Source organism: Lentzea californiensis (assembly GCF_024648825.1).
GTDB classification, from domain to species: domain Bacteria; phylum Actinomycetota; class Actinomycetes; order Mycobacteriales; family Pseudonocardiaceae; genus Lentzea; species Lentzea californiensis.
Map to the genome: position 1 here is coordinate 384,031 of NZ_JANBBE010000008.1, position 18,069 is coordinate 402,099.

Below are 18,069 nucleotides of genomic sequence, written 5' to 3' on the forward strand. Positions count from 1 at the left end.
ATGAACGTCTCCGGGGCCAGCCGCGTCAGGTCCGGCACCTGGACCACGCCCACACACACGGCCGCACAACGGAGTGTCACGAGGAGACCCAGGCCGGACACGCCTCCGACCACCGCGGCCGCACCGCCCCACCGAGCAGCGAAACCCCTATCCGCGTCAACCTCTGCGCACCCAAGCCATCAGCACGCACAACCGCGCCGTTCTGTTGCCTCGGAACAGCAACGGGCCCGGCGGAGAACCACCGGGCCCGAAAACCGTGAGAACTAGCAGCCGACGAGACGCGCCGCGAGGTACGACTCCAGCTGGTCCATCGCCACGCGCTCCTGCGACATCGTGTCGCGCTCCCGCACCGTCACGGCGAGGTCGGTGAGCGTGTCGAAGTCGACCGTCACGCAGAACGGCGTGCCGATCTCGTCCTGGCGGCGGTAGCGGCGGCCGATGGCGCCGGCGTCGTCGAAGTCGACGTTCCAGTTGCGGCGCAGGGCCGTCGCGAGGTCGCGGGCCTTGGGCGACAGGTCGGCGTTGCGCGACAGCGGCAGCACCGCGACCTTGACCGGCGCGAGGCGGCGGTCGAGCTTCAGCACGACGCGCTTGTCGACGCCGCCCTTGGCGTTCGGCGCCTCGTCCTCGGAGTAGGCCTCCAGCAGGAACGCCATCATCGGGCGGCCGACGCCGGCCGCCGGTTCGATGACGAACGGCTTGAAGCGCGAGTTCGTGGCCTGGTCGAAGTACGACAGGTCGACACCCGAGTGGTTCGAGTGCGTCGTGAGGTCGAAGTCGGTGCGGTTCGCGATGCCCTCGAGCTCACCCCACTCCTGGCCGCCGAACTGGAAGCGGTACTCGACGTCGACCGTCCGCTTCGAGTAGTGCGACAGCTTTTCCTGCGGGTGCTCGTAGTGGCGCAGGTTCTCCTTGGAGATGCCCAGATCCGTGTACCAGCGGGTGCGCTCGTCGATCCAGTACTGGTGCCATTCCTCGTCCGTGCCGGGCTCGACGAAGAACTCCATCTCCATCTGCTCGAACTCGCGGGTGCGGAAGATGAAGTTGCCCGGCGTGATCTCGTTGCGGAACGACTTGCCGATCTGGCCGATGCCGAACGGCGGCTTCTTGCGCGACGTCGTCTGCACGTTCAGGAAGTTCGTGAAGATGCCCTGCGCGGTCTCCGGGCGCAGGTAGTGCAGGCCCTCTTCGGTCTCGATCGGACCGAGGTGCGTCTTGAGCAGGCCGTTGAACATCTTCGGCTCGGTGTAGGTGCCACGCACGCCGCAGTTGGGGCACGGCACGTCGGAGACGTCGCCCTCGGCGACCTCCTTGCCGGTGCGCTCCGCGTACTCCTCCGACAGGGCGTCCGCGCGGAACCGCTTGTGGCACGACTCGCACTCGACGAGCGGGTCGACGAACGCCTCGACGTGACCGGAGGCGACCCACACGTCACGCGGCAGGATCACCGACGAGTCCAGGCCGACGACGTCTTCACGGCCGCGGACCATGAAGTTCCACCACTGCCGCTTGATGTTGTCCTTGAGCTCCACGCCGAGAGGCCCGTAGTCCCATGCCGAGCGGGTACCGCCGTAGATCTCCCCGCACGGGTAGACGAACCCCCTGCGCTTGCAGAGGCTGACAACGGTCTCGATGCGATCGGCGGGCAAGGGGAACTCCATCGGGGGAATGAGATTCGGGGGCTCAAGCCTAGCCCGTCACGTCACGCCCCGAACGGGCGACCGGAGCCTTACCCTGCAGGAATGGAAGACCGGCTGCGAGAGCTGTGGGACTTCGCCGACCTGGACGGCACCGAGGCGAGGTTCCGCGCGTTCCTGGGCGACGTGGAGACCGACGACGAGCGGGCGGAGGTGCTGACCCAGCTCGCCCGCGTCGAGGGCCTGAGGGAGAACTTCGACGCAGGTCACGCTCTGGTCGACGAGGCGGAGGTGCTGGTCGCCCCCGACTCGACGGGCCGGGTGCGCGCCCTGCTCGAACGCGGCAGGCTGCACCGCTCCGCCGGCGACCCGGAGGCGGCGCAACCGCTGTTCGTGGCGGCGTTCATCCTCGCCAAGACGCGTGGTGACCTGTCGCTCGCGGTCGACGCCGCGCACATGGCGTCGCTGGTCGACGACCCGGAGAAGTGGACCAAGCAGGGCATCGAGCTGGTCGTGGCCAACCCCGGGCTGGTGCGCTGGCTCGGCCCGCTGCACAACAACCTCGGCTGGTTCTACTTCGAGAACGGCCGCTACGACGAGGCGCTCGAGGCGTTCGAGAAGACGCCGGAGGCGTACGCGGAGAGCGGCAAGGCCAAGACGCTGCACGCGCTGGGCCGGCCCGCGGAGGCGGCCGAGGCCGCGCGCAGGGCGTTGGACCTGCTCCCCCACGACTCGCAGGAGGAGTGGGTCGAGGAGATGGAAGCTATCGCCGAGGGTTCGTAGGGCCCGCAGCCTCGCCGAGACGCACCGTGAACGCGTCCTCGGCGAGCACGCTCGTGTGCGTCTCGACCTCGCCATCGGTGCTGGTCAGCGCCGGCTCGTACATGGCGGGTTCGTCTGTGAGCGCCTCGGACAACAGCGGGATGACGTGTTCGCGCACCGGGAACGGCGACATCGCGCGCCGGTAAGCCACCACGGACTCGAACTCGACGGTCAGCACCCAGCGGTCGTCCTCGTCGGTCGACCGCGCCAGCGTGCCCTTGTGACATCCCGGCTGAGCGGTCAGCAGCTTCAACGCCTCTTCGACGCGCACGGTGAACGTCTCGGGGTCGGACACGCGGAATCGGCACACCAGCAGCACGGTGCAAGGATGGCACGGTGACCTCCAAGCGCCCTCTCCTGCCCGGCGACGGCCCACTCGCGCGTGTGCGCCCCGTCGTTGCGTTCGTGCTCGTGCTCGGTCTGTTCGTCACCGGCGTTCTGGTGGGCGGCACCCTCGGCGCGGTGCTGCTCGGTGTGCTGATCGTGGGCGCCGCGGTGCTCCTGGCCGCCACCTGGAAGGTTCTTTCCCCAGCTCACCGCACATTGCGCGTGGTGGTCCTGCTGGTACTGCTCGTCATCACCGTAGAATTGGTTGTGAAAATCCCTACCAGGTGAGGTGCGCCGCCATGACCGTTCAACTGCACGGCGAGCACTCCCCCGAACGCGAGGCCCCGGCGCCCGCGGCACCCCGCCCCGCGCACACCCTCGCCGAGGCCGGCGACCTGCTGCGCGCACTGGCTGCCCCGGTCCGCATCGCCATCGTTCTGCAGCTGCGGGAACACGACCGCTGCGTGCACGAACTGGTCGAGGCGCTGGGAGTCGCGCAGCCGCTGATCAGCCAGCACCTGCGCGTGCTGAAGTCGGCGGGCGTGGTGCACGGAGAAAGGCACGGCCGCGAGGTCGTGTACCGATTGGTGGACGAACATCTGGCGCACATCGTGGTGGACGCTGTGACGCACGTCGAGGAGAAGTTGTGACCGGACTGAGGTCCACCAAGCAGCGCACCGCGGTGTCGAACCTGCTCGACCAGCTCGACGACTTCCGCAGCGCCCAGGAACTGCACGAGGAACTGCGCCGCCGCGGCGAGGGCATCGGCCTGACCACGGTCTACCGCACCCTGCAGTCCCTCGCGGACGCGGGCCAGGTCGACGTCCTGCGCACCGACTCGGGCGAGGCGATCTACCGCCGTTGCTCGGCGCACCACCACCATCACCTCGTGTGCCGCCACTGCGGCCGCACGGTCGAGGTGGAGGGTCCCGCCGTGGAGAAGTGGGCGGACCGGGTGGCGGCCGAGAACGGCTTCTCCGAGGTCAGCCACACCGTCGAGATCTTCGGGACGTGCGCGGACTGCACGGCGAAGGGCCTCAAGTAGTCCGACAGCCACCTCGCTGCTTACCGCACGCGGGGCCCTTTCGTACCGACATGCGGTACGAAAGGGCCCCGCGTGCCGGATTTGAGCCGAGCTAGGACTCGTAGGGCTCGACGGGCTCGGCCACGGGCGTGAACGACTCGACGGTGAAGCTCGGCACCCACGAGTTCTTCTCGGAGGCCGACTTCGGCACGACCTGCCCGGTCACCTCGACCCACTGCTCGTCGGGCAGCGCGGGCACGTCCCCGGTCACCCGCACCTTCAACGGCCGGGCGTCGGCGGCACAGCACGAGATCGCGAGCCGCGCGACGAACGTGTCGCCCTCCGCGCGCAGCAGGAACCCGGTCAGCTTCACCCGGCGCCCGTCCAGCGTCCCGGACTCGTCCCACGCCGTGCGCGTGACGAACTCCGTCATGGACAGCGGGATCACGTCGCCGGACGGCAGTTCGCCCAGCAGGTTGCGGGAGCGCTGCGTCTGGTTCGTGTCGGCGGCCGAGTTCACGACATCGCCGCCGAGGGCCGGGGGCGAGATCAGGAACACCGCCAGCACCGGCAGCAGCATCAGCCACGTCGAGCGCGACGAGTGCGAGTGCTCGTGGTCGTCCTCGGAGACGGCCTTGCCGCGGCGGATGTCCTGGACGATCGCGAAGAGCGCCAGGCCGATCATGATCACGCCGGCCGCGATCAGCAGTGGCAGCAGGCTCTTCTGCACGTACCGGAGGTACAGGCCCGAGAAGCTGATCTTCAGCAGCGCGCCGCCGAGCAGGACCAGCAGGATGTTCTGGGTTTCCCGTCTCACAGCAGCACCACTCCACTCACTACGGCGCACAAGATCGCCACCACGAAGGTAGCGGGTGCGAAGCGGAAGGCGAAGGACTTGCCGAACGCACCGGCCTGCAGCGCGATCAGCTTCACGTCGACGGCCGGGCCGACGACGAGGAACACCAGCCGCGGCAACAGGGGCAGCGCGGAGAACGCGACGGCCACGAAGGCGTCCGCCTCGGAGCACAGCGCCAGGATGACGGCCAGGAAGGCCATCACGATCACGCCCAGCACGATCTGGCCGCCCAGCGTCTGCATCCACGCGGTCGGCACGAACGTCTTGAACGCCGCCGCGAACAGCCCGCCCAGCACCAGGAACCCGCCGGCGTCCACGAGGTCGTGCCGCGAGCTTTCGGCGAACACGGCCCACTTGGACCTGCCGGAGTTGTCACCGAGCTTGGCCAGCGCACGTTCGGCGATCCACTCCATCTTGCCGAAGCGCACCCACAGCCAGCCCATGACCATCGCGGTCAGCAGCGAGCCCACGAACCGCGCCACGACCATCATCGGGGCGTCGTTGAACGCCACGGCGGTCGAGACCAGCACGATCGGGTTCACGGCAGGGGCGGCCAGCAGGAACGTCAGCGCCACGGCCGGTGCGACGCCCTGCTGCATGAGCCGCTTGGCCACCGGCACCGAGGCGCACTCGCAGCCCGGCAGCGCGATGCCCGCGACACCGGCCACGGGCACGGCCAGCGCGGTCTTCGAGGGCAGCAGCTTGCGCAGCGCCGAGGCCGGCACGAACGCCGCGATGGCACCCGAGATCAGCACGCCCAGCACCAGGAACGGCATGGCCTGCACGCAGATCGCCACGAACACCGTCGACGCCGTGCGCAGCTTCGGCGCGTCGAGCAGGTCGACGAGTCTTGACTGGAAGAGCAGTGCGAGCACGAGGATCCCGCACAGCACCTCCAACGACGTGATCTTCAGCCGAGGCGGGCCCGAGCGCCGCTTCGACGAGCGGATCTCGCCGGTGATCGTCATTCCGCGTCCGCGTCCAGGTCCAGCAGGCGGCGGTACTGGCGCGCCATGCCCTCACGGATCTCCTCGGGCGAGGGCGGCTCGTCGAACTCCGCGTCCTCCTCTTCGAGGTCGTCGTCGAAGTCGACGGGGGTGCCGTTGACGGTCTCCTCGTCGTCGGCTTCCTCTTCGAGGGCGGCCTCGCGGAGCTCCTCGATCGTCGCGGAGACGTCCTCGGCGGACAGCGCGGGCAGCATCGGCTTCACGATGGCCAGCACGCCGCCCTCGGCGTCGTCCAGCGCCACGGCCTCGGCCAGCGCGACGGCGTGGTCACGCTCGTACGGGCCGCAGATGAACGAGTCCCAGTCGTCGCCGCCCGAGGGCTCGAACGTGACGGTCCACGGGAACTCGTTGACGTCCGAGTCCTCTTCCGGCTCGTAAATGATCACGCCACCCATGGAAGGGTCCTTTCTCAAGAAAACCGGGAGAGGAGCTCGCCGCGCACCTGCGACGCGGTCGACACGACGAGCATGAGCAGCGTGCTCAGCGGCTCGGGCTTGAGGCCGTCCGCCGGGAAGGCGTACCGGAGCATCACGTCCGTGCCTCGTTCGGACGCGATGACACCCAACGTCCCGAACAGGCCCTGACCAGCGCGTTCGGCCACCCACACCGCCACGTCGCCAGGCAGGTCCCACGCGACGACGACCGTCAGCGAGAGAACCGTCAGCCCCTCGGCCAGTTCCATGCCCTGCACCGCGCACGGCACGTCGCCGTGGCGGAAGCTCAACGCGCCGTCGTCGTCCACGGAGACGTCGTGGAACAGCTCCAACGCCTTGCGCGCGGCCTCCAGGGCCTCACCACTCGCGTTCACGACGACACCGCCTCCTCACCTGGTTTGTCGACGGCACCGCCGAAGCGGCGGTCGCGGCCCGCGAACTTCTCGGCGGCACGCCACAGGTCGCGGCGGTCGAAGTCGGGCCACAGGATGTCCTGGTAGACCATCTCGGCGTACGCGGACTGCCAGAGCAGGAAGTTCGAGATGCGCTGCTCACCGGACGGCCTGATGAACAGGTCGACGTCGGGCATCTCCGGCTTGTACAGGTACTTCGCGAGGGTGCGCTCGTCGACCTTGTCCGGGTTGATCTTCCCGGCGGCGACCAGCCGCGCGACCTCGCGGGCGGCGTCACCGATCTCCGCGCGGCCACCGTAGTTCACGCACATCACGAGGTTCAGCACGTCGTTCTCGGCCGTGCGGACCTCGGCCTCCTGCAGCTGCTTGATCACGCTGCCCCACAGCTTCGGCGAGCGGCCGGCCCAGTGGATGCGGACACCCATCTCGTCCAGCTCGTCGGTGCGGCGCGCGATCACGTCCCGGTTGAAGTTCATCAGGAAGCGGACCTCTTCGGGGCTGCGCTTCCAGTTCTCCGTGGAGAAGGCGTACAGCGAGAGCCACTTCACGCCCAGCTCGATGGAGCCCTTCGCGACGTCGAGCACGACCTGCTCACCGCGCTTGTGCCCCTCCACCCGCGACAGCCCGCGCTGGTTCGCCCAACGGCCGTTGCCGTCCATCACGATCGCGATGTGCTTGGGCACCAGGTCGGCGGGGATGTCCGGGGGCGTCGCACCGGACTCGTGCGGCTCCGGCGGGCGCGGTACGCGCTTCTCACGCTCAGAGCGGCGGCGACGCAGCATGACTCCAGGCATCCTCTCGGGGCGAAAACCGTTGTCGGGTAGCCGCCACATTAGCCGTCCGCCGGCTGTGCCTTTCGCTCGACCAAAGGCAACGACCTGAGCTGCCGTTCGAGGTGCCACTGCAGATGCGCCGCGACCAGGCCACTCGCGTCACGGCGGGCGATGTGCGGGATCTCGTCGACCACCGTCCACTGCCCGTGCAGCAACGCCGAGAGCAACGTCAGCGTGTCCTGGGACGGCGACGACGAGCCGGCCGGACGGCAGGTCGGGCAGCACGAGCCGCCCGCCTGGACGCTGAACGCCCGGTGCGGACCGGGATTGCCGCACTTCGCGCACTCGTTCACCGCGGGCGCCCATCCCGCGAACGCCATCGCACGCATGAGGAACGCGTCCAGCAGCAGCGACGGGTCACGCTCACCGTTCGACAACGCCCGCAGCGCCCCGGCCACGAGCATGTAGAGCCGCAAGGCCGGTTCGCCCTCTTCGGCCGTGAGCCGGTCAGCGGTCTCCAAGATGGCGCACGCGGCCGTGTAGCGCTGGTAGTCGGTGACGATGCCGACGCCGAACGCGTCCAGCGTCTGCACCTGCGTGATGATGTCGAGCGACCGGCCGGGGTGGAACTGCACGTCGACGTGGCAGAACGGCTCCAGCCGCGCGCCGAACTTCGACGACGTGCGACGCACGCCCTTGGCCACGGCGCGGAGCTTGCCGTGCTTCTGGGTCAGGAAGGTGATGATCCGGTCGGCTTCACCGAGCTTCTGCACGCGAAGCACGATGCCGGTGTCGCCGTACAGGTGTGCCATGGTGCCGTGACCTCCGGTCTTTGCCTCGTGTTCCGACGTTCAGACGGTCGCATCGCGGTGCCGGCCCCGCGCCCTCATATCGGGCATATGGGGGCGCGGAGCCGGTGCCGTGAGGTGGCCTGCTGGGCGCCGGAAGACGCGGTGAAGACTGGAGGTCACGGCACTAAAAACCCAGGCGGCGCAACTGCTTCGGGTCCCGCTGCCAGTCCTTGGCGATCTTGATGTGCAGGTTCAGGTACACCCGGCTGCCCAGCAGGCGCTCGATCTGCTTGCGCGCCTCCATGCCGACCTGCTTGAGCCGCTCGCCCCGATGGCCCAGGATGATCGCCTTCTGCGACGACCGCTCCACGAACACGAACGCGTGGATGTCGATCAAGTCGTTGCGGCCCTCACGCGGCTGCATCTCCTCGACCACGACGGCGATGGAGTGCGGCAGCTCGTCGCGCACGCCCTCCAGCGCGGCCTCGCGGATCAGCTCGGCGACCAGGGTCTGCTCCGGCTCGTCGGTCAGGTCGCCGTCCGGGAACAGCTGCGGGCCCTCCGGCAGCTTCTTCAGCAGCAGGTCGCTCAGCGTGTCGACCTGGAAGCCGTCCACCGCGGACACCGGGATGATCTCGGCGAACTCCATGATCTTCTGCAGCGCGAGCAACTGCTCCATCACCTGCTGCTGCGACACCAGGTCGGTCTTGGTGACGATGCCGAGCACGGGCGTGCGCTTGGCGACCTTCTCCAGCTCGGCGGCGATGAACTTGTCACCGGGGCCGACCTTCTGGTCCGCGGGGACGCAGAAGCCGACGACGTCGACCTCCGACCACGTCTCGCGCACCAGGTCGTTGAGGCGCTGGCCGAGCAGCGTGCGCGGCCGGTGCAGACCGGGGGTGTCGACCAGCACGAGCTGGCCGTCCTCGCGGTGCACGATGCCGCGGATCGTGTGGCGCGTGGTCTGCGGCTTGCTGGACGTGATGGCGACCTTCGTGCCCACCAGCGCGTTCGTCAGCGTCGACTTCCCTGCGTTCGGGCGGCCGACGAAGCACGCGAACCCGGAGCGGTAACCATCCATCCGCCCATTGTCCCTCTAGCCGGTTCTGGCCGTTCGCGGGGCCTTCCGACAACCCAGTGGTGCGGCCCGGAACGTTGGTGAGGTAATCCACGCTCAGCAGGCCGCCTCGTGGCACCGCGAATCCCCCCGGCGACCTTCCGAGCCACACCAGTGGAACTGCTCGTTAGAACTGCTTGCGAAGCTCGCCTGAGAGGTTCGCAAGCAGCACCGGACCGGTGGGCGTGAGGTCGCGCACGGCCGCCAGCGACTCACCGTCCACCCGGTTCGACTCGGTGACGACCGCCGCCGCCTCCAGCCCCTCCGCACCGCTCGACACGGCGGCCGCGACGGCCGCCTGCAGCGCGGTGAGCTTCAGCGACGGCAGCGAGACCGTGGAGGCGTTGTAGGTGCGGCCGTCGAGGTCGCGCACCGCCGCACCCTCCTCCGCGCCGTTGCGGGCGCGAACGGACCGCGCGAGTGTGATGAGCTTGGCGTTCTCGGGGTCGACGTCAGGCATCGTCATCGTTCTCCTTCTGCACGGGACGTACGAGCACGGTGGTGACGCGGATGCGACCGCGTTCGTCCTTGCCGCCCTCGGCCCGCATGCGCAGGCCGGCGATCTCCGCCTCGGTGCCGGGCAGCGGCACGCGCCCGAGCCGTTGCGCGAGCAGGCCGCCGACGGTCTCGACCTCGTGGTCGTCGAGCTCGGTGCCGAACAACGCGTCCAGGTCGTCCACCGGCAGGCGCGCGCTGACCCGCACCGCGCCGTCCTCCAGGTGCTCGACCGGCGGCCTGTCGTCGGTGTCGGACTCGTCGGTGATCTCGCCGACGATCTCCTCGAGGATGTCCTCGATGGTCAGCAGGCCCGCGGTGCCGCCGTACTCGTCCACGACGATCGCCATGTGCCGGCGCGACACCTGCATCTCGCGCAGCAGGTCCGCGATGGGCTTCGAGTCCGGGATGAAGCTCATCGGGCGCATCAGCTCGGAGACGCACTTCGGGTCCTCGCCCTCGGCGAGCGTGGCCCGCATGAGGTCCTTGAGGTTCACCACGCCGAGCACGTCGTCGACGCTTTCGCCGATCACGGGGACGCGGGTGTAGCCGGTGCGCAACGACAGCGCGAGCGCCTGCCGCAGCGACTTCGACTGCTCGATCCACACGATCTCGGTGCGCGGCACCATGATCTCGCGCGTGATGGTGTCGCCCAGCTCGAACACCGAGTGGATCATCTCGCGCTCGCCCTCGTCCACGACGCCGCGTTCCTGCGCCATGTCGACCAGCTCCCGCAGCTCGACCTCGGAGCTGAACGGGCCCTCGCGGAAGCCCTTGCCGGGCGTGATGGCGTTACCGAAGAGGATCAGCAGCTTGGACAGCGGCCCGAGCACGCGCCCGAGCTGCCGGACGGTGCCCGCGGCGAGCAGGCTCACGCCGTACGGGTGCTGACGGCCGATGGTGCGCGGTCCGACGCCGACGAGGACGTACGACACGATGAGCATGCTCAGGCACGAGTACAGGACGGCCAGCCAGTCGTTCTGCACGTACTGCAGGTACACGCCCGTGATGAGCGCCGTCGCCGACAGCTCGAAGAACAGGCGCAGGAGCAGCAGCAGGTTGACGTGCCGCGGCCGGTCGTTGAGGACGTGCAGCAACTGCCCGGTGCCCCAGCGACCCTGCCGTTGCAGGGCCTCCACCCGTGCGCGTGACACGGTGCCGAGAGCGGCATCCACACACGCGAACAGGCCTGCGGCAAGCACGAGTAGAACGGCCAGCACGATCACACTGGCAGGGTTCTCGCTCATCGGCGTCAGGCTTCTTCGTTCTTCTCGTCCAGGCCGACCGCGCCGAGCACCTTGTCGTCGGTGCTGCGCTGGTGCGCGACCCGTTCGGCCTCGTCCCGGGCGGTGCGGAAGTCGCCGAGGATGCGGTTCTGCAACGTGAACATCTCACGTTCCTCGGCGGGCTCGGCGTGGTCGTAGCCGAGCAGGTGCAGCACACCGTGCACGGTCAGCAGGTGCAGTTCGTCCAGCAGGCCGTGGCCCGCCTTCTTGGCCTGGTCCTTGGCGAACGCGGGGCACAGCACGATGTCCCCGAGCAGCGCGGGACCGAGGCCCGCGGCGTCGGGACGGCGCGCGGAGTCCAGCTCGTCCATGGGGAAGGCCATGACGTCCGTCGGACCCGGCAGGTCCATCCAGCGCTCGTGCAGGTCGGCCATCACGTCCAGCTCCACGAGCAGGACGGACAACTCGGCCAGCGGGCTCACGCCCATGCGGTCCAGCGCGAAGCGGGCGGCGGAGACGATGGAACCCTCGTCGACTCCGACACCCGACTCGTTGGCGATCTCGATGCTCACGGCGCCTATCGTCCTCGCCGCTGGTTCCCCCGGCGTGCACCGGGTCCGTGGTGCTGCCCGTTCTGGTCGACGAGGTCCTGCTGGACCTGCCACTTGTCGTACGCGTCGACGATGTCGCCGACCAGGCGGTGGCGCACCACGTCCTGGCTGGTCAGCATCGAGAAGTGCACGTCGTCGACGCCTTCGAGGATGTCCCTCACGACCCGCAGGCCGCTGCGCTGGCCGCCGGGGAGGTCGACCTGGGTGACGTCACCCGTGACGACCACCTTGGAGCCGAAGCCGAGGCGGGTGAGGAACATCTTCATCTGCTCGGGCGTGGTGTTCTGCGCCTCGTCGAGGATGATGAACGCGTCGTTAAGCGTCCTTCCCCGCATGTATGCGAGGGGTGCGACCTCGATCGTGCCCGCCTGCGTGAGGCGCGGGATCGACTCCGGGTCGACCATGTCGTGCAGCGCGTCGTAGAGCGGGCGCAGGTACGGGTCGATCTTCTCGTAGAGCGTGCCCGGCAGGTAGCCCAGGCGCTCGCCGGCCTCGACGGCCGGGCGGGTGAGGATGATCCGGTTGACCTGCTTGGCCTGCAGCGCCTGCACGGCCTTGGCCATGGCGAGATACGTCTTGCCGGTGCCGGCGGGGCCGATGCCGAACACGATCGTGTTCTTGTCGATCGCGTCGACGTAGTGCTTCTGGTTCAGCGTCTTCGGCCTGATGGTGCGGCCGCGGCGGCTGACGATGTCGAGGCTCAGGACCTCGGCGGGCGACTCGACGTCGTTCGCGCTGAGCATCGCGATGATGCGGCGGACGGCGTTCTGGTCGATGGCCTGGCCACGGCCCGCGAGGGTGATGAGCTCGGAGAAGACGCGTTCGGCGAAGGCCACGTCGGCGGGGTCGCCGGACAAGGTGATCTCGTTCCCCCGCACGTGCACGTCGGCGTCGAGCAGTTCCTCCGCCAGCCGGAGGTTCTCGTCGCGCGACCCGAGCAGCGTGAGCACCGCACCTTCCGGCACGGCGAACCGGGACTGACCTTCCTTGTTGCTCTGCTGGTTTTCTTCGGCCACGTGGCCCCGGCCTGCTTCCTGTCGCTCGGATCTGGTGCCGTCGATGCTAGTCCGGCCGAAAATGGGTGGCTACCGCTTTGCTCACCGTGTGTGCTCGGGAGCTGTGGAGATTCGCAGGCTTGGTGTCGAGGACGTACCCGAGTGCATGAAGCTCGTGACGGACCGGGGTTGGAGTTGGACGCCCGCGCAGTGGGAGATGCTGCTGGCCCTCGGTCCGGGCTTCGGCGCCTTCGACGAGACCGGGTTGCTCGGCACGACTCTGGTCACGCCGTATCCCGAGGTGCAGGCGGTCAGCGGCGTGCTGGTCGGTTCGTGGGCCGGGCGCAGGGGCATTGCGGGCGCGTTGATATCCCATGTATTGGATACGGGCCCGTCGGTGCTGTACGCGACCGCGATGGGTGAGCCGCTGTACGAGCGGCTCGGCTTTCACTCGGTCGGGCGTGCGCTGGCGTACCACGGCGAGATCGCCGGTGCGGCGGCCGGCGTGACGCGGCCGGCGACGTCAGGTGACCTGCCCGCGGTGGTGGAGCTGGACCGGGCGGCGAGCGGGTTCACGCGAGAGGCGTTCTGGGCGCACGTGTTCGGTCCGTCATCGCTGTACACGACTTACATCGCGGACGACGGTTTCGTCTGCACGCGGCGCACGGATGAGACGTTGGTCATCGGTCCGTTGGTAGCCCCGAACGTGACGGCGGCATGCGGGATCATCGCTGACGTGGCTGCCGACGCCGGGCCGTCCCGTGTGGACGTGAGCGACCCGGAGGTGGCGTCGTTCCTGTCGAGCAAGGGCTACGAGGTGCGCGGCGGCTGCGCGTTGATGGTGCACGGCGTCGATGACGTCGGCGGCGACCGTACGCGGTACTTCGCGCCCGCGTCGCTCGCGCTGGGATGACTGGGGAACTGTGGAACTGCGACGACTGACGTTGGACGACATCCCCGCGTGCTCTGACCTGGCCGAGAGCCGGTCGTGGCCGCGCGAGGAGAGCAAGTGGGAGTTCCTGCTCACGCACGGCGAGGGCTGGGGACTGTTCGACGAGCACGGTCTGGTCGGCACGACGATCGTGACGCGCTATCCGGAGCTGGCATCGGTCAGCATGGTGCTGGTCGCCGAACGCGCCGCGCGTCAGGGCCACGCACGCCGGATGGTGTCCCATGTGCTGGACACGGGTGTCTCGACGTTGTTCGCGACGCCGATGGGCCGCCCGCTCTACGAGCAGCTGGGCTTCCACGCCGTCGGCTTCACCGACATCCACGCAGGCACCTTCACCGGACCGGCAGCCGGCGTGTCGCATCTCGCGACGCCCGCCGACCTCGACGACCTCGTCGCGCTCGACACCAAGGTCACCGGCCTCACCCGGCCGTACCTGTGGGAGTCGCTGCTCAGGATGGGCACGGTCCGGATCTCCGAGCACGGCGTCGCGGGCACGTGGCAGGTGCGCGAGGCCCGCAAGCTGATCGGCCCGGTCATCGCGGACTCCCCCGCCGACGCGTGCGCCCTCATCGCCGACTGCGCCGCCGGGGATCCCAGCGTGCGCGTCGACGTGCACGACCCCGAGGTCATCGCGTTCGTGCGTGAGAACGGCCTGGAGTCGTGGGGTGAGGCCACCTGGATGGTTCGCGGCGCCGGGCACCTGCCGGGCGACCGCACCCGCTACCGCGCGCCCCTGCTGCAGGCCGTCGGCTAGAGCCGCCTGCCGCCCAGCAGGTGCAGGTGGGCGTGGAAGACCTCCTGTCCGCTGTCCGGGCCGGTGTTGAAGAGCAGCCGGTAGCCCGACTCGGCCACGCCCTCGGCGTCGGCGACCTCCTTCGCGGCGGCGAAGAGGTCGCCGAGCTGGTCGCCGTTCAGGTCGACGGCGTTCGGCACGTGCTCGCGCGGGATGAGCAGCACGTGCACGGGCGCCTTGGGCTGGATGTCGCGGAACGCGAGCGTCGTCTTGGTCTCGTGCACGATCGTCGCGGGAACCTCACCGGCGACGATCCGGCAGAACAAACAGGACATGCCCCAAGCTAAGCGAAGAGCCGGCCCAGCTGCTCGTCGACGGCCTCGACCATGTCGGCGACCGTGAGCTCGTCGGGGCCGAGCCCGTGGTGGATGTTGAGGCCGTCGATCAGCACGATGAACCGCCGCGCGGCCTTCATCGGCACGACGCCGTCGCTCAGCTCACCTGCTTCTTGCGCCGCAACGAGAACACGCGCGATCTCGCCGTACAGCTCGCGCGTGCCGACGCGTTCCAGCTCGTGCAGCGACGGCTCGACCATGGCCCGCGGCAGGAACGACAGCAGCACCGCGGCCTCGACCCGGCGGTCGTCGTCCACGGCCAGCATCGCGTGTGCGAAGGACCGCAGCACCTCCCGGTTGCCGGCCGAGGTGTCGATCTTCTCCAGCCGGGCGATGAACCGCCGGTACGCGAGCTCCATCGCGAACCCCAGCAACGCGTCCTGCGTCGGGAAGTAGTGGCGCACCGACCCGCTCGACCAGCCGGACTCGGCGGCGACGGCGCGCACGGAGGCGTGGTCTATCCCGTCCCGCTGGACGATGCGCCACACTGCCTCGGCGAGCTCGCGGCGGCGTTCCTCGTGGTCGACAACCTTCGGCACCGGCCCTTTCTAGCAGTCGCGCGTGAGCCGAACGACAGCCGCGCGGCACCTCTCCCACGACTCGGTGCCCGGCGTGATCACGTCCATGTGGCCGGCTCCCCGCACCACGACGAGTTCCGCCTGCGGCTCGGCGGCGCAGAACTCGATCGACTGCTCGACCGGAACGTCCTCGTCCTGGTCACCGTGCACGCACACCACCGGCTTACCGATGGGGATCAGCGCCGCCGGGGAGGCCTCCGCGAACTGCTCCTCGGTGCACAGTTCCAGCGCCCGCGGCGTGATGTGCTTCGTGAAGTCCAGCACCGCCGCCTGGGCGACCGCTCCGGCCACGCGCGCGCTGTGCTTGGCCGCCCACACGGCGAGGTGACCTCCGGCGCTGTGCCCGAGCGTCACGACGGGCCCGATGTCGACCGCGTCGATGGCGGCGAGCACGTCCTCACCGGTCTGCGGCCACCCACCGCCGCCGCTCACCCGGCGGTATTCGACGTTCCAAACGACAAATCCTTCCGCGACGAGCACGTCCGCGAGAGGGCGGCCGAGTTCGAGCCCGTAGCGCTGGTGCCAGAAACCACCGTGAATGACGACAACGGCACCCTGAGTCGCGGTCTCGGGAACGTGAAGCTCGCCGAACTGACTGGGGTGGTCACCGTAAGCAATTCGCTGCACACGCAGAACTTACGTGAACGCCAAGAATTCGCCGAGAAGCGCGCCGGTTCGATAGTGGGTGACGAACCCGCAGGCCAGGGGCGGGATTCAAAGGCACCTGAAAACCAAAAGGGGCGCCTCGCGGTCCGAAGCCTGGGGGTCGCTTCGCCGCGAGGCGCCGACGCCGGACCGAGGGGGGAGGTGTCCGGCGAGTCTTTTGGTCAGAAGGGCTAATCGTCTACTCCGTTTCCGGATAGACCAATCGGCCCCACTGCGAACAAGGGTAACCCCAACCGCCTGCGGTTCGCTACAACTTGCGTCAAGCCAATCCATCCGATGTTCATCTCGAAGTGATCGGGGTCACCACCTAGTAGTACGTACCCCAATGGCACCAAGAGCAACCGCGGCGGCGGTAGATGCACGAAGAACGGTTGGACCCAATCGGACGATCCGCGCACCCGAAGATCGCAACGCGTCCAGCTCCTCGGGCGTGATCCCACCCTCGGGACCCACGACGAGCAGCACGTCACCGGACTCGGGCAGCTCGACGTCCGCGAGCCGTTCGGTCGCGCTCTCGTGCAACACGAGAGTGAGCGCCGACGACGACACGCGATGAGAAAGCTGGTTCGTGCTCACGGGTTCGTCGACGAACGGCACTCGCGCGCGACGGGCCTGCTTGGCGGCTTCACGGACCGTGGATCGCCAGCGTCCCAACGCCTTCGCGCCGCGCGGGCCGTCTTCCCACTTCGCCACGCACCGGGCCGCGCGCCACGGCACCACACCGTCCACGCCGGCCTCGGTGGCGAGCTCGACCGCGAGCTCGCCACGATCGCCCTTCACCAGGGCCTGGGCCAGGACGACGCGCGGTGCCGGTTCGGGCTCCACCCAGCGTTCGACCACGCGCAACGCCAGAGCGTCCTTCTCCACCGCCACCACGGAGCAGCGCACCTGGGCACCGGAACCGTCCGACAGCACGAGTTCCTCACCCGCGCGCAACCGCTTCACGGTGGCGGCGTGCCGGCCTTCCGGCCCGTCGAGCACGAACTCCTCGCCGGAGGGCAACGCCTCGACGAGGAAGACCGGCAGGGTCACCGGTGTCCGCGTGAGGAGCGCAGGCGGGAGAACAGCCCGCCGCCGCCCTTGCCGTTGTGGGACAGCGACGGCTCGCTCTCGCCGCGCATCTCGGCCAGGTCGCGCAGCAACGACGACTGCGCGGCGTCGAGCTTGGTCGGCACGACCACCTCGAGGTGCACGTGCAGGTCGCCGCGACCATCGACACGGCCGGTGGACCGCAGCTTCGGCATGCCGCGGCCCGTCATGACGAGCTGCGTACCGGGCTGCGTGCCGGGGTCGATCTGCAGTTCTTCCTCGCCGTCCAGGGTCTTCAACGGCAACGTGGCGCCCAGGGCGGCCGTCGTCATCGGGATCTGGACGATGCAGTGCAGGTCGGCGCCGTCGCGTTCGAAGATCTCGTGCGGGTGCTCCTCGACCTCGACGTAGAGGTCGCCGGCCGGGCCACCGCCGGGGCCGACCTCGCCCTGGCCCGCGAGGCGCACGCGCATGCCCTCGGCGACACCGGCGGGGATGTTCACCGAGATCGTGCGGCGCGACCGCGTGCGGCCGTCACCGGCGCACTGCTGGCACGGGTCGGGGATGACCTCGCCGTAGCCGCGGCACACCGGGCACGGGCGTGACGTGACGACCTGGCCGAGGAACGAGCGCTGCACCGACTGGACCTCGCCGCGGCCGTGGCAGGTGTCGCACTGGACGGGCTTGGAATTGTTCTGCGTGCCCGCTCCGTGGCAGCGGTCGCACAGGATCGCCGTGTCGACGGTCAGCTCACGCGTGGCGCCCGCCGCGCACTCCTCCAGCGTCATGTCGAGCCGGATGAGCGCGTCGGAGCCGGGCTGCACGCGGCTGCGAGGCCCCCGGCCACCGCCGGGCGTGGCGCCGAAGAAGGCGTCCATGATGTCGCCGAGGCCGAAGCCCTGGAACGGGTCACCGCCCGCGCGGCCACCGCCGCCCGAGTCGAGCGGGTCGCCTCCCAGGTCGACGACGCGGCGCTTCTCCGGGTTCGACAACACCTCGTAGGCGGCCGTCACCTCCTTGAAGCGGGCCTCCTCGTTGGGATTGACGTCCGGGTGCAGCTGCCTCGCGAGCTTGCGATAGGCGCGCTTGATCTCATCCTGTGTCGCGTTCTGCGAGACACCGAGGATGCCGTAGTAATCCCTGGCCACCTTGTTCGCTTTCGTGTTCATCTCAAGTGCAAGACGTTTC

The 18,069-nt window shown here is 69.1% G+C and carries 24 protein-coding genes; 6 read left to right on the plus strand and 18 right to left on the minus strand.

Going from position 1 to position 18,069, the window contains the following annotated elements; all coding sequences use genetic code 11:
- Positions 1-263 precede the first annotated feature (263 nt).
- A complete protein-coding gene (locus tag LX88_RS28720; RefSeq protein ID WP_258950946.1) occupies positions 264-1,649 on the minus strand; it encodes a glycine--tRNA ligase in 1,386 nt (461 codons plus the stop codon).
- 93 nt (positions 1,650-1,742) lie between these two features.
- Here LX88_RS28720 and LX88_RS28725 point away from each other — a divergent pair, with 93 nt between their 5' ends.
- Positions 1,743-2,420, plus strand: coding sequence for a tetratricopeptide repeat protein (locus LX88_RS28725; RefSeq protein ID WP_258950879.1), 678 nt, complete (start codon positions 1,743-1,745; stop codon positions 2,418-2,420).
- On the opposite strand, the gene LX88_RS28730 is transcribed toward LX88_RS28725, so the two are convergent.
- Positions 2,401-2,778 (minus strand): antibiotic biosynthesis monooxygenase, encoded by a 378-nt coding sequence (locus LX88_RS28730; RefSeq protein WP_258950880.1) that lies wholly within the window; start codon positions 2,776-2,778, stop codon positions 2,401-2,403. The genes LX88_RS28725 and LX88_RS28730 overlap by 20 nt on opposite strands.
- Positions 2,779-2,795: 17 nt before the next feature.
- Between LX88_RS28730 and LX88_RS28735 the strand changes: the two genes are divergently transcribed.
- Genes LX88_RS28735 through LX88_RS28745 form a run of 3 tightly spaced genes read left to right on the plus strand, consistent with a single transcriptional unit; the run spans position 2,796 to position 3,831 of the window.
- Complete coding sequence (locus LX88_RS28735) at positions 2,796-3,074, plus strand: hypothetical protein (RefSeq protein WP_090070657.1); 279 nt, start codon at positions 2,796-2,798, stop codon at positions 3,072-3,074.
- Positions 3,075-3,085: 11 nt separating this feature from the next.
- Complete coding sequence (locus LX88_RS28740; RefSeq protein ID WP_258950881.1) at positions 3,086-3,436, plus strand: ArsR/SmtB family transcription factor; 351 nt, start codon at positions 3,086-3,088, stop codon at positions 3,434-3,436.
- Positions 3,433-3,831, plus strand: coding sequence for a Fur family transcriptional regulator (locus LX88_RS28745; protein ID WP_030474433.1), 399 nt, complete (start codon positions 3,433-3,435; stop codon positions 3,829-3,831). The genes LX88_RS28740 and LX88_RS28745 overlap by 4 nt, the downstream gene beginning before the upstream one ends.
- A gap of 91 nt (positions 3,832-3,922) precedes the next feature.
- On the opposite strand, the gene LX88_RS28750 is transcribed toward LX88_RS28745, so the two are convergent.
- The 11 genes from LX88_RS28750 to LX88_RS28800 form a co-directional block, all read right to left on the minus strand.
- Positions 3,923-4,627: a TIGR03943 family putative permease subunit gene (locus LX88_RS28750; RefSeq protein WP_090070651.1), complete on the minus strand. Its 705-nt coding sequence runs from the start codon at positions 4,625-4,627 to the stop codon at positions 3,923-3,925.
- Positions 4,624-5,634 (minus strand): permease, encoded by a 1,011-nt coding sequence (locus LX88_RS28755; protein WP_258950882.1) that lies wholly within the window; start codon positions 5,632-5,634, stop codon positions 4,624-4,626. Before LX88_RS28755 ends, LX88_RS28750 begins: the two co-directional genes overlap by 4 nt.
- Entirely contained in the window at positions 5,631-6,059 is a 429-nt protein-coding gene (locus LX88_RS28760) for a hypothetical protein (RefSeq protein WP_258950883.1), read from the minus strand. The genes LX88_RS28755 and LX88_RS28760 overlap by 4 nt, the downstream gene beginning before the upstream one ends.
- A gap of 23 nt (positions 6,060-6,082) precedes the next feature.
- Complete coding sequence (locus tag LX88_RS28765; RefSeq protein ID WP_030474429.1) at positions 6,083-6,481, minus strand: YbjN domain-containing protein; 399 nt, start codon at positions 6,479-6,481, stop codon at positions 6,083-6,085.
- Positions 6,478-7,302 carry an isoprenyl transferase gene (locus tag LX88_RS28770; protein WP_258950884.1) on the minus strand — a complete coding sequence of 275 codons (825 nt, stop codon included), beginning with the start codon at positions 7,300-7,302 and terminating at the stop codon, positions 6,478-6,480. The genes LX88_RS28765 and LX88_RS28770 overlap by 4 nt, the downstream gene beginning before the upstream one ends.
- Positions 7,303-7,352: 50 nt before the next feature.
- Complete coding sequence (gene recO / locus LX88_RS28775; RefSeq protein ID WP_258950885.1) at positions 7,353-8,105, minus strand: DNA repair protein RecO; 753 nt, start codon at positions 8,103-8,105, stop codon at positions 7,353-7,355.
- 163 nt (positions 8,106-8,268) lie between these two features.
- Entirely contained in the window at positions 8,269-9,165 is an 897-nt protein-coding gene (era, locus tag LX88_RS28780) for a GTPase Era (RefSeq protein ID WP_258950886.1), read from the minus strand.
- Between the two features lie 163 nt (positions 9,166-9,328).
- On the minus strand, positions 9,329-9,661 hold the full coding sequence (locus LX88_RS28785; protein ID WP_258950947.1) for a cytidine deaminase-like protein: 333 nt from the start codon (positions 9,659-9,661) through the stop codon (positions 9,329-9,331).
- Positions 9,654-10,943 carry a hemolysin family protein gene (locus LX88_RS28790; protein WP_258950887.1) on the minus strand — a complete coding sequence of 430 codons (1,290 nt, stop codon included), beginning with the start codon at positions 10,941-10,943 and terminating at the stop codon, positions 9,654-9,656. Before LX88_RS28790 ends, LX88_RS28785 begins: the two co-directional genes overlap by 8 nt.
- A 5-nt stretch (positions 10,944-10,948) precedes the next feature.
- Entirely contained in the window at positions 10,949-11,494 is a 546-nt protein-coding gene (ybeY, locus tag LX88_RS28795) for an rRNA maturation RNase YbeY (protein ID WP_258950888.1), read from the minus strand.
- A gap of 5 nt (positions 11,495-11,499) precedes the next feature.
- Positions 11,500-12,549 (minus strand): PhoH family protein, encoded by a 1,050-nt coding sequence (locus LX88_RS28800; RefSeq protein WP_258950889.1) that lies wholly within the window; start codon positions 12,547-12,549, stop codon positions 11,500-11,502.
- 145 nt (positions 12,550-12,694) lie between these two features.
- Between LX88_RS28800 and LX88_RS28805 the strand changes: the two genes are divergently transcribed.
- Positions 12,695-13,441 carry a GNAT family N-acetyltransferase gene (locus LX88_RS28805; protein ID WP_258950890.1) on the plus strand — a complete coding sequence of 249 codons (747 nt, stop codon included), beginning with the start codon at positions 12,695-12,697 and terminating at the stop codon, positions 13,439-13,441.
- A gap of 10 nt (positions 13,442-13,451) precedes the next feature.
- Positions 13,452-14,234, plus strand: coding sequence for a GNAT family N-acetyltransferase (locus LX88_RS28810; protein ID WP_258950891.1), 783 nt, complete (start codon positions 13,452-13,454; stop codon positions 14,232-14,234).
- On the opposite strand, the gene LX88_RS28815 is transcribed toward LX88_RS28810, so the two are convergent.
- The 5 genes from LX88_RS28815 to dnaJ form a co-directional block, all read right to left on the minus strand.
- A complete protein-coding gene (locus tag LX88_RS28815) occupies positions 14,231-14,548 on the minus strand; it encodes a histidine triad nucleotide-binding protein (RefSeq protein ID WP_258950892.1) in 318 nt (105 codons plus the stop codon). The genes LX88_RS28810 and LX88_RS28815 overlap by 4 nt on opposite strands.
- A gap of 8 nt (positions 14,549-14,556) precedes the next feature.
- Complete coding sequence (locus LX88_RS28820) at positions 14,557-15,147, minus strand: TetR/AcrR family transcriptional regulator (RefSeq protein WP_258950893.1); 591 nt, start codon at positions 15,145-15,147, stop codon at positions 14,557-14,559.
- A gap of 9 nt (positions 15,148-15,156) precedes the next feature.
- Positions 15,157-15,813, minus strand: coding sequence for an alpha/beta hydrolase family protein (locus LX88_RS28825; RefSeq protein ID WP_258950894.1), 657 nt, complete (start codon positions 15,811-15,813; stop codon positions 15,157-15,159).
- 339 nt (positions 15,814-16,152) lie between these two features.
- Entirely contained in the window at positions 16,153-16,884 is a 732-nt protein-coding gene (locus LX88_RS28830; protein WP_258950895.1) for a 16S rRNA (uracil(1498)-N(3))-methyltransferase, read from the minus strand.
- Entirely contained in the window at positions 16,881-18,029 is a 1,149-nt protein-coding gene (dnaJ, locus tag LX88_RS28835; protein WP_258950948.1) for a molecular chaperone DnaJ, read from the minus strand. Before dnaJ ends, LX88_RS28830 begins: the two co-directional genes overlap by 4 nt.
- Positions 18,030-18,069: the final 40 nt, after the last annotated feature.

What these genes read in the sequence shown, in the direction of transcription:
- LX88_RS28740 (WP_258950881.1), top strand. Translation starts at nt 3,086, where the DNA reads ATGACCGTTCAACTGCACGGCGAGCACTCCCCCGAACGCGAGGCCCCG.
- LX88_RS28755 (WP_258950882.1), bottom strand. Translation starts at nt 5,634, where the DNA reads ATGACGATCACCGGCGAGATCCGCTCGTCGAAGCGGCGCTCGGGCCCG.
- LX88_RS28815 (WP_258950892.1), bottom strand. Translation starts at nt 14,548, where the DNA reads ATGTCCTGTTTGTTCTGCCGGATCGTCGCCGGTGAGGTTCCCGCGACG.
- LX88_RS28725 (WP_258950879.1), top strand. Translation starts at nt 1,743, where the DNA reads ATGGAAGACCGGCTGCGAGAGCTGTGGGACTTCGCCGACCTGGACGGC.
- LX88_RS28805 (WP_258950890.1), top strand. Translation starts at nt 12,695, where the DNA reads ATGAAGCTCGTGACGGACCGGGGTTGGAGTTGGACGCCCGCGCAGTGG.
- LX88_RS28785 (WP_258950947.1), bottom strand. Translation starts at nt 9,661, where the DNA reads ATGCCTGACGTCGACCCCGAGAACGCCAAGCTCATCACACTCGCGCGG.
- LX88_RS28770 (WP_258950884.1), bottom strand. Translation starts at nt 7,302, where the DNA reads ATGCTGCGTCGCCGCCGCTCTGAGCGTGAGAAGCGCGTACCGCGCCCG.
- LX88_RS28790 (WP_258950887.1), bottom strand. Translation starts at nt 10,943, where the DNA reads ATGAGCGAGAACCCTGCCAGTGTGATCGTGCTGGCCGTTCTACTCGTG.
- era (WP_258950886.1), bottom strand. Translation starts at nt 9,165, where the DNA reads ATGGATGGTTACCGCTCCGGGTTCGCGTGCTTCGTCGGCCGCCCGAAC.
- recO (WP_258950885.1), bottom strand. Translation starts at nt 8,105, where the DNA reads ATGGCACACCTGTACGGCGACACCGGCATCGTGCTTCGCGTGCAGAAG.